The organism is Noviherbaspirillum malthae (assembly GCF_015352985.1).
Taxonomy (GTDB): Bacteria; Pseudomonadota; Gammaproteobacteria; order Burkholderiales; family Burkholderiaceae_D; genus Noviherbaspirillum; species Noviherbaspirillum malthae.
This window is the reverse complement of record NZ_JACYXF010000125.1, coordinates 1-8,931: the sequence shown is the minus strand read 5'-3', so window position 1 is coordinate 8,931 and position 8,931 is coordinate 1. Positions and strand designations below refer to the sequence as shown.

The 8,931-nt window shown below is 54.6% G+C and carries 6 protein-coding genes; all 6 read left to right on the top strand.

Annotated features, from left to right (window positions below; genetic code table 11):
- Positions 1-284 precede the first annotated feature (284 nt).
- The 6 genes from IGW03_RS36530 to IGW03_RS36505 are packed head-to-tail and all read left to right on the top strand — an operon-like array spanning position 285 to position 8,397.
- The gene (locus IGW03_RS36530; RefSeq protein WP_194727294.1) at positions 285-1,424 is read left to right on the top strand and encodes a tyrosine-type recombinase/integrase; all 1,140 of its coding nucleotides are present in this window, start codon (positions 285-287) and stop codon (positions 1,422-1,424) included.
- A 14-nt stretch (positions 1,425-1,438) separates the two neighbouring features.
- Positions 1,439-2,989: a site-specific integrase gene (locus IGW03_RS36525; RefSeq protein WP_194727293.1), complete on the top strand. Its 1,551-nt coding sequence runs from the start codon at positions 1,439-1,441 to the stop codon at positions 2,987-2,989.
- Between the two features lie 14 nt (positions 2,990-3,003).
- Positions 3,004-5,202, top strand: coding sequence for a hypothetical protein (locus IGW03_RS36520; RefSeq protein WP_194727292.1), 2,199 nt, complete (start codon positions 3,004-3,006; stop codon positions 5,200-5,202).
- Positions 5,203-5,205: 3 nt separating this feature from the next.
- Positions 5,206-5,721, top strand: a complete 516-nt coding sequence (locus IGW03_RS36515; RefSeq protein WP_194727291.1) for a hypothetical protein — start codon at positions 5,206-5,208, stop codon at positions 5,719-5,721.
- The gene (locus tag IGW03_RS36510) at positions 5,714-6,193 is read left to right on the top strand and encodes a VPA1267 family protein (RefSeq protein ID WP_194727290.1); all 480 of its coding nucleotides are present in this window, start codon (positions 5,714-5,716) and stop codon (positions 6,191-6,193) included. Before IGW03_RS36515 ends, IGW03_RS36510 begins: the two co-directional genes overlap by 8 nt.
- Positions 6,190-8,397, top strand: coding sequence for an ATP-dependent DNA helicase (locus tag IGW03_RS36505; protein WP_194727289.1), 2,208 nt, complete (start codon positions 6,190-6,192; stop codon positions 8,395-8,397). The genes IGW03_RS36510 and IGW03_RS36505 overlap by 4 nt, the downstream gene beginning before the upstream one ends.
- The last annotated feature ends 534 nt before the right edge of the window (positions 8,398-8,931 follow it).

Sequence of the window (8,931 nt, the reverse complement as noted above, 5' to 3'; positions counted from 1 at the left end):
TTAGGAACCCTATTCTCCATTTCGTAAACAAACAACGCCCCGCCTCAAGCGGGGCATTTTATTACGCGTTTATTTCTTGACAAGGCATGTAAACGCGTAAATACTTAAGTCACACCTTTTTATTTCGTAAACAAGTGCCTAATCCTTACGCAATCCATCACTTCCAAATGGCTAACGGCGAGCGGGCAGTCTTGCTATTGGATAGGCAGTCCGGCGTTCCGCTGTTCCATCCTACGGTGTATGCGGCGACGGTCCTGCGCAGTAGGAATGCGTCCGAGAATACAGTGGACGCCTACCTGCGCGCGATCATGCATTTGGAAATTTGCTGCCGCATTCGCAGCATCGACCTTGAGGGGAATATCCGGGCTGGTAAGGTCCTTGGCATCGAAGACATCGAGTACATCATTGCGCAATGCCGCGTGCCGCTTGACCACCTTGTCAAGCAGCTTGACGAGAGGTTTGCGGCGCCCACTCCACCGAAGCCATCGGTTGTTTCGCTCGAAGCCGTGCGCATGAAGCAGCGTGTCGCAGATTGGCAAGAGTTAACCAACTACGGGACACGAGTGCTGTACATCAGGGACTACGTCAACGACATGGCATTACGCGCCTTGCAGCGGCTTCCAGAAAACACCAGCAAATACTTGCGGTTGAACGAAGAGCGCAAGATCACGTATGACACTTTCACCAATCGCCAACCTCCAAAGCGCAACACCTCCAAGCCAGTAGTATCCCTAACTGACGAACAAATCGAGCGGCTATGGGATGTGCTCGATCCATTGGCGCGGGAGAACCCCTTCAAGAACAAATTCGTTCGCTACCGTAATTCACTTCTACTCACAGTCCTTATCTTCACCGGTTTACGGCGCGGCGAAATCCTCGGGCTGCGAGTGGAAGACATCGATTGGGCCAATAACACCATTACGGTAATTCGTCGCCAGGACAATAAAGCGGATAAGCGGCGCCGTGAGCCAAAAGCCAAGACGCGCGAACGCCATGTGCCCGTTTCTGCCGATCTGCTCATGGCAATCCATGAGTACCTATCAGAGCCGGGCCTGCGCAAAGATCACGTAAAGGATGGAAATCCCTTTGTCTTCATTTCGCGCGAAGGCGATCCGTTGACGGCCAGCGGTGTGCAGAAAATATTTCAGACGGTCCGGGAAGAATTCCCGGAATTCCCGCGCAAGTTGTCGGCGCATATCTGTCGTCACACAGCCAACTACATCCTTTCGAAAGCATTTGAAGCACAAGGCGTGACAGGAGAAGAGGCGGACAATCAGCGCAGGGACTTCAATGGCTGGTCTGAAAAGTCAACGATGCCAATACGTTACAACCAGCGTCACATCGCGGAGAAGACTGCAATCTCAGTCCTCAAAGCACAGGAAGACTTCGCGCGCCGGAAAAACCAACGCAATCAGAAAAACTGACGGGACTATCTGCCATGACGAAGACCCCAGGCTTGAGAAGCAGAGATCACAACTCTTTATCCCTTCCTAAATACGTCACTACCCGAAGTGGTGTTGTGTTCGATCCTGGGGAAACAACGTGGAATTACATAGATGGAGTCGAGCACGTCAACATAGACTTTGGTTGTATACAAGAACTCTCCCCAGTTCTAATGTACGCGCTAAAGCGCGTCACGATTTGGTACGCCGAACACGGCTCGCCAACGACCGTCAGCGCCTACGCTGACCACGCCATCCGCTTCTTCGAAGGCGTTTTGAAAAAGCATGGCTTGATCGTTGAAGTAACAAGTGCTCACCTTAGTGCAGACCGTGAACGGTATCGTATGAAGGTGGGGCGCGACGACAGCTTCTTGTCCACCGCTGTCTTCTTCAGAAAATGGGTGAAGCTGAACCTTCCGGGTCTTTCTACCGACGCATTGAAGTGGATAAAGGAAGCCAAGTTTCAGAAGTCAAAGGGTTCGAGGGCAATCACCACGCTTTGCCCATTAAAAGGCCCATTAACAGACGTCGAACGGGAATCCTTTCTAGACGCGCTATCGGCAGCATATGCGCACGGTACCATCGACATGGAGAGTTACGTCCTAACGTGGTTGTTCGTTCTGTTCGGCGCGCGGCCAATCCAGTACGCGCTGATGAAAGTGAGTGACTTCCAGGTCATTCATTCTCGCGAAGGTGAGCGTTATCAACTGCGCATTCCGCTCGCGAAAGGCCGCGCAGCCAAATGGCGTGAAGAGTTCCTGGAAGTGGACATCATCCCCGACTTGGCGGAGCTTTTTAATGACTATGCACATCATGTAATGCTGTCAATGGAAGGCAAACTTCCGGATGTAAGTCTCGCCCCCATGTTCCCATGCCTGTCCGAGCACAGTTTCTTCCCTGGTTATGAGTACCACAGCCAAGCAGAGGACCTCGGCTTGAAAGTTAAACGCGTCGTCGCATCGCTAGACGTTCTCAGTGAGCGTACCGGGAAGGTCATTGCGATGAACCCCCGTCGGTTCCGATATACGGTCGGCACAAACTGCATTCGCGAAGGAATAGGTCCGGAAGCAACGGCGAGGCGCCTCGGACAAAGGTGGGCGAGCAGCGTGAAGCCTTACATTCAGTTGGCAAGGTTGTTCGAATTAGGGAAGCGGATCGATATCGCGGTCGCCGCTGAGTTGGGTCGCCTGGCTCAACTCTGCAAAGCGACCTTGATCAAGGATGACGAAAGCAAGGACCCCGATACAACTCGGCATATCGTAAATCCCGAGATCGACCCCAGCATGAAAGCTCCGATGGGCAGTTGCGGTAGCGACTCATTCTGCGCATTTAACAAGCCAATTGCCTGTTACACCTGCCCCTTGTTCAGGGCCTGGCTTGATGGCCCACATGAAGCGGTCTTCGCCTATCTGTCAGCCGACAGGGAAAAGAAGATCGCAGCCAAATGCTCGCCGCGCATCATAGCTGGCAACGACCGAACGCTAGGTGCCGTGGCTCAGGTGATCATGAATTGTAGAGAAGAGTACGCACGACGGGCGCGGAAATAAGAAGGAATCATGAGATGACGAAACCTGTTACCTTCATTCCAAAAAGCGAAGCGACGGCCCGCCAGAACCTCGACTGGTTTATTGCGCATGCGAGAGATCAGATAGAGACGTTTGGTTCAGACTTGCCCTTTGATGCTGACATATGGCCGCTAGACGGGTCTGTTTCCACTAAGGGAAGCCAAAGCAATCCTTCGATCCGGTTCGCAAATTGGGACAGCACTAGCTCGAAGAGATACGATGTCTCGCTGCATCCGGACTTCAAGCCATTCGCGAAAGCATACATCCGCTACTTGCAGTCGATTGAGCCGCGCGTCATTACATCGATTCGTGTCCGCATCCGAGCGCTCCAGATGGTCGAAATGGCCCTTCTGAGCAGCGGCTCTGCTGACCCGACGATGATCAATTCCTTAGTGCTCAATCGTGCAGCAGATATCTCCCAGCGCAAGTACCCGAAAGGGACTACTGCCTACTACGCCTGCGTTGACATTCAACGACTAGCCGACTTCCTCGACGACAACCGGCTTACCAAGGTCCCCTGCAATTGGAGAAACCCAATCTCCAACAGTAGCATCGGCTACGACACTGCAAGAGGACGCCTGGGTGATGAATTCGAAAAGCGTCGCGAAAGGATGCTCCCCACGCAGGAGGTACTGGAGGCTGTAGCGACGGCATTTAGCCGCGCCAAGGAAGTCCCTGACATACTGCCGTCATCAATCTGCGTGCTTTTATTGGCCGCGCCTTCACGCTTGTCGGAAGCAGTCACTTTGCCGCTTGACTGCTTCGTTCAAGACGCAAATGGGAAAGACGGTCTCTACCTCCGCTGGTTCCCCGCGAAAGGTGGTGAACCCATGATCAAGCATGTCGCGGATACGATGATCGGGGTGGTGCGTGAAGCCGTTGAAAGGTTAATTCATATCAGCGCGCCCGCACGCGTTATAGCGGCGTGGTATGAGAAGAATCCGGAGATGGTTTACCTACCGGATAAACTCAAACATTTGCGCGACAAGCAGATGCTGTCCATGCGCGAGGTGTACGCCATCCTCTGGGGCGTTGATGACTCAGTACCCGAGAGCGAACAGTACAACTCCGTTACTAGCTTCTTGACCAATAGGGGCATCAAAATGGACAAGTCGAGCATTGTTCACTGGCGACATGCGAGGCACGATGAGAATCGTGCGTTCGAAGCCCCCCGCGTTCCATTCACATCGTTGCAAGCGGCGATATTGAGCATGCTTCCGGAAGGCTTCCCAGTCCTGGATCGCCAGACGGGCCTGCGCTACAGCGACGCATTGTGCCTTCTTCGGGCTGAAGAGCTAAGGGAGAGGTCCACAACAATGCAGTGTATGATAGTGCCGGTTTCCACCCGTCTTGTATCAAACCGCTTGACAAAAAACGGCAAGAACGAAATGCCGACGATGTTCGAACGCCTGAACATACACGGTGCTGATGGTGAGGTGATTGAGTTGCGCTCCCACCAGTTACGGCACTTCCTTAATACGCTCCTTCAAGCAGCAGGTCTGTCTCAACATGACATTGCACTCGCGTCTGGGCGCGCAAACGTGCAGCAGAATGCTGCGTACAACCATCACAGGTCAGTCGATGCTGCCAAGCAGATCCAAGCAGTTGTCGGCGAGACGATGAAGGTCAACCTTCCAACCGCGCTTCAAGGCAAGGGAAAGTACATTCCGATCCTAAGATCGGAGTTCCTTGCATCGAAGATCCAAACTGGTCATGTGACTGATCTAGGACACTGCGTCCACGATTTCTCAATGACCCCTTGCCAAAAGTTCGGCCACCATATCAACTGTGAAGAGCACGTCATTCAGAAGGGTAATCTGACGCACGAGACCAACATCCGGACCTCCTATGCTGAAGCGCAGCATCTGTATCACAACGCCAAGACAGCGTGTGAGAACGGGAACACAAGCGCGAAGCTTTGGCTGCAGGGGCATGAGGCGGTGATGGAAAAATTCCAGCAGATCTGTGAAATCTTAGATGATCCGTCGATCGAGAAAGGCGCGCTCATACGTCTGTCGCTCCCTGACTCTCCATCACGTATCAAGGCTGCCGTTCGGACGCGACTTCCACCCCAGCCGAAAGTGGTGGAACCAACTTCGGCATTGAAGCCTGGCGCCGTCCAGCCTGCGAAGACCAAGGCGCCGGCACTGTCGATGTCGCTGGTGAAGTCGCGTCGCAAACAGGAAGGAGCGTAAGCCATGTCAAGGGCAGCAAATATCACTTCAAGCACGATCAACAAGATCATCCAAATCATAGACGGGTGGTCTGCCGAAAAGCTAACCTGGGAATTGCTCATCGAGGAGATCGATCGGCGTGGGCACCCACGCTACACTCGCCAAGCACTGGAGCGCAAGGAAGCAATAAAAACCGCATTCACCGCGCGCAAAATTACGCTAAGAGAAAAGCGGTTACAAACGCCAGAGATCAACACGCTGGCCCAAGCCGCAATAGAAATCGAGATACTGTCTCGCAAATTGGAGCGTGCTGAAGCAGCATTGGCGCGCCTCCAATTGACCAACGATAACCTCAACGCCCAATTTATTCGCTGGGCACATAACGCAGTTAGCCTGGGCATCAGCAAGGATGTTCTGGACGCGCCATTGCCGTCTATGAACCGTGCACGATCTACGGTTACTGTGCCCAATGGGAACAAGCCAAATCGATTTAAGGTGGTAATTGAACGCCCTTCCGATAAGGAGTCAGCAGATGAGTGAAGGCAAAAATGGCGAACAAAAGGGTCAGGAGGCACTGCAGCGTTTCAAGGAGTGGATCGCCGAACGTGATCGTGCTGACGACTGGGCTGACTACATTCGGGGCGGGAAACTGAACCGCACTGAAGTTGCTGCTGAATGCCAATTCGGGACGCCCGCGTTCCGCCAGAACCGAGGAATCGAAAAGGAATTGGCAGCTTTGGAGGCGCGTTTGCGCCTGGGGGCAGCACAGGAGGTGGTCGACCTCAAAAGAACGGCTAAAAACGGCTCTGATCGAGACGTGGACGCGGATTCCGATCGGGCTGTGGCCGGTCGTCTGGCTCGGGCCAAGGCCAGCGCCGATCAACGCGTCAAGAACCTCGAAGAGGAAAACGCTGCCCTGCGTGCCGAAGTCGCTGCCTTGCGCGAGAAGCAAAGGCAATTCGAGCATCTCGACGCCCACCTCGCCGAAACCGGACGGATGGTGCACCCATGATTGATCCCGTGTCCGTTCAATTGCGCGTGACGTCCATCCGAAACTCCGGCAAATTCGGCGGCGCGATCTTCGCGGGGATGACCTCTGCGAAGGAATACTACGTTGCGGTCTGCGACTACAAGATCATCCCGGACCCATCCCTGCTGGCCAAGGGGCAGCAGTGGTCTGTTACGGGTACGCTGATGCAATGGAAGGACGAACAGCAAATCAAGGTGTCTGCTGCGGAAATGCTTTGCCCTTCAGGACGTAATATCATCGACTGGATCGCACAGTCGGAAGATTGCGCGGGCATCGGTTCAGTCAAGGCTGGCACGCTGTACAGGACATTCGGCCTCGCGCTTATCGATCATATCAATGCACGCAACATCGATGCATTGACCGAGGTTCTGAGTGAGAAATCTGCGCACGCACTATGCGATGCCTTTGCCAAGCATAACGTTGCAAGCACATTGCTGTGGCTGGATCGACTGGCGATTGACCGCCGCATCGGAAAGAAAGTGGTCGACTTCTATCGTGACCACGCACAGCAGAAGATCGAGCAGAACCCGTACCGTCTCATCAGTTTCGCAGTCGATTGGAAAAAAGTAGATGAGCTTGCGCGGAACCGGTTCGGCGTCACGCTCGATGACCCGCGCCGACTTGATGCTGCTGTCGAGGAGGTACTGTACGGTGGCATGCGCGACGGCCATACTTGCTTGCCGGTCTCCATGGCGAAAACCCGGCTAGTGAGCCTCCTCAAGACTCAAGAACTGGCGGGAAAGGCATTGTCGCTTGGTGAGCCGAGTACGCAGTATTACCGCATCGGCGTCTCGCTTCAGCCGGCAGGCACCTATGCCATTGAACAGCACATAGCGGAGCGTCTGACAGCAATCGCAGCCGGCGAGACTGAGGGGTTGCAAATGCGGCTTGGATTCAGGGACCGTGGACGCGACGCTGTGCAGAAGGCAATCAAGGAATATGAGGCGGCACAGGGATTCACCCTATCGACGGAGCAGCGCAATGCTGTTATGACGAGTGCCGAGTCAAACCTGAGTTTGATCATGGGGGGTGCTGGCACCGGTAAGACAACTGTTCTAAAGGCACTCTACAAGGTGCTTGAGGATGCATACGACTATACATCCATTTACCAAGTTGCCCTAGCCGGTAGAGCCGCACAACGAATGAGCGAAGCGACAGGCAGGGAGAGCATGACCATTGCCGGTTTCCTGAAGAAGGTTGACGGCAGCGATCTCGGCCACAATACCGTCGTTGTGGTCGATGAAATGAGCATGGTCGATGTGATTCTTATGTACCGCATGCTGCGCCATATCCCGCCTGGCACCAAGCTAATCCTCGTTGGAGACCCGTCGCAGTTGCCTCCAATTGGGCCGGGATTGGTGCTGCATGCCTTAGCCGGCCATCCGGCGATTGAACAGACTGAATTGAAAGTAACCCAACGCCAAACTGCTGAAAGCGGGATTCCGGCTGTTGCCAGAGCCATCCGCGAGCATCGCGTGCCGCAGTTCGCTCAATATACAGGCAAGGGCTCAGGCGTATCGTTCGTCAGGTGCACTGATTCCGAGATGGTCAATACCGTTCGGCGCGTGTATGGAGATCTGGGCGGTGACGGGAGCGACAACAGCGTGCAGATCCTGTCGACTACGCGTGAAGGGTTCGGAAGCGCCGGCAGCATCAACAGATCCTTCCATGAAGAATATCGGCGTGATTCCGCAATGTTCTTCACCTTCGACCCATCGTATGGGAAGGTTGGCGCTCAGACTAACGATCGAATACCACTGCGCGTCGGCGACCTGGTGATCTACACCGAGAATGATTACGACCTCGGGCTGCGCAACGGTTCTCTTGGCACCATCATTGACGGGCTCGACGCCACGGACGCAGAGCAACCCTGTTGTGCGTGTGAGTTTGAAGGCACTAGATACGAACTCAATAGCCGGCAGGCCGAAGCACTCCGGCATGCGTATGCAATCACCGTCCATAAAAGTCAGGGCAGCCAGTTCCGGCGTGTCATCGTGCCATTGAGGAGGTCGACGTTGCTTGACCAGGCGTTGATCTATACGGCGGTCACGCGTGGTGTGGATCAGGTGGTTCTTGTGGGCGATTGGGATGCAGTATGCGCTGCAATCGAGGCTCCTGCCAAGGCTGCGCGCAGGCATGTCAGTTTGCCTTCACTCATGTCTAAGCCATGCAACACAGCACTCTGACCAAACGATGGTCGTGGCGCGGGCATGATCTACAAGGCTCTGCTAGATGACCTAGCCGGCGAGCCGATGATCTAGGAGCTGCGCGCGCTGGAACGCGGCTAGGTGAAGCCGGGCGACGACGATCAAGCGGAGCCAGGGTCAAGGGCGGGCGCGGAGGCCGCATGCCCCGCGCGAAGCGCGGGGATCGGGCGAGCACCCGGCGCAGCGAACCCTTGATGCTGGTGTAGCGGCCCACGCTCAGTGGTAGCCGGGGTGGGGTTGGAGACCCCACCCCGGTTGCCACGCGGCGAGCGAGAAGTTGTTTCTAGCCGTCGTTGCCTCGTTCAGAAAGTGTAAACAAACCGTGGTGGAAGGCTTCGTAACTATCGATTTGTTTACAATATTGCCTGAATTTGGAATAAAAACTGGGTTCCTGCCAGAAGGAATAGGACGGGTGCGGTTGTCATCCTTGGCTTCTTCTCTCTGAAAGCCATCTACGACATCGAGTCACTCACTCACTCACTTCGATGTTTACAATAAAATTGGTGTGCATAA

Excerpts from the sequence above, each read along its gene's own strand:
- IGW03_RS36525 (WP_194727293.1), top strand. The coding sequence starts at position 1,439 with ATGACGAAGACCCCAGGCTTGAGAAGCAGAGATCACAACTCTTTATCC.
- IGW03_RS36520 (WP_194727292.1), top strand. The coding sequence starts at position 3,004 with ATGACGAAACCTGTTACCTTCATTCCAAAAAGCGAAGCGACGGCCCGC.
- IGW03_RS36515 (WP_194727291.1), top strand. The coding sequence starts at position 5,206 with ATGTCAAGGGCAGCAAATATCACTTCAAGCACGATCAACAAGATCATC.
- IGW03_RS36510 (WP_194727290.1), top strand. The coding sequence starts at position 5,714 with ATGAGTGAAGGCAAAAATGGCGAACAAAAGGGTCAGGAGGCACTGCAG.
- IGW03_RS36505 (WP_194727289.1), top strand. The coding sequence starts at position 6,190 with ATGATTGATCCCGTGTCCGTTCAATTGCGCGTGACGTCCATCCGAAAC.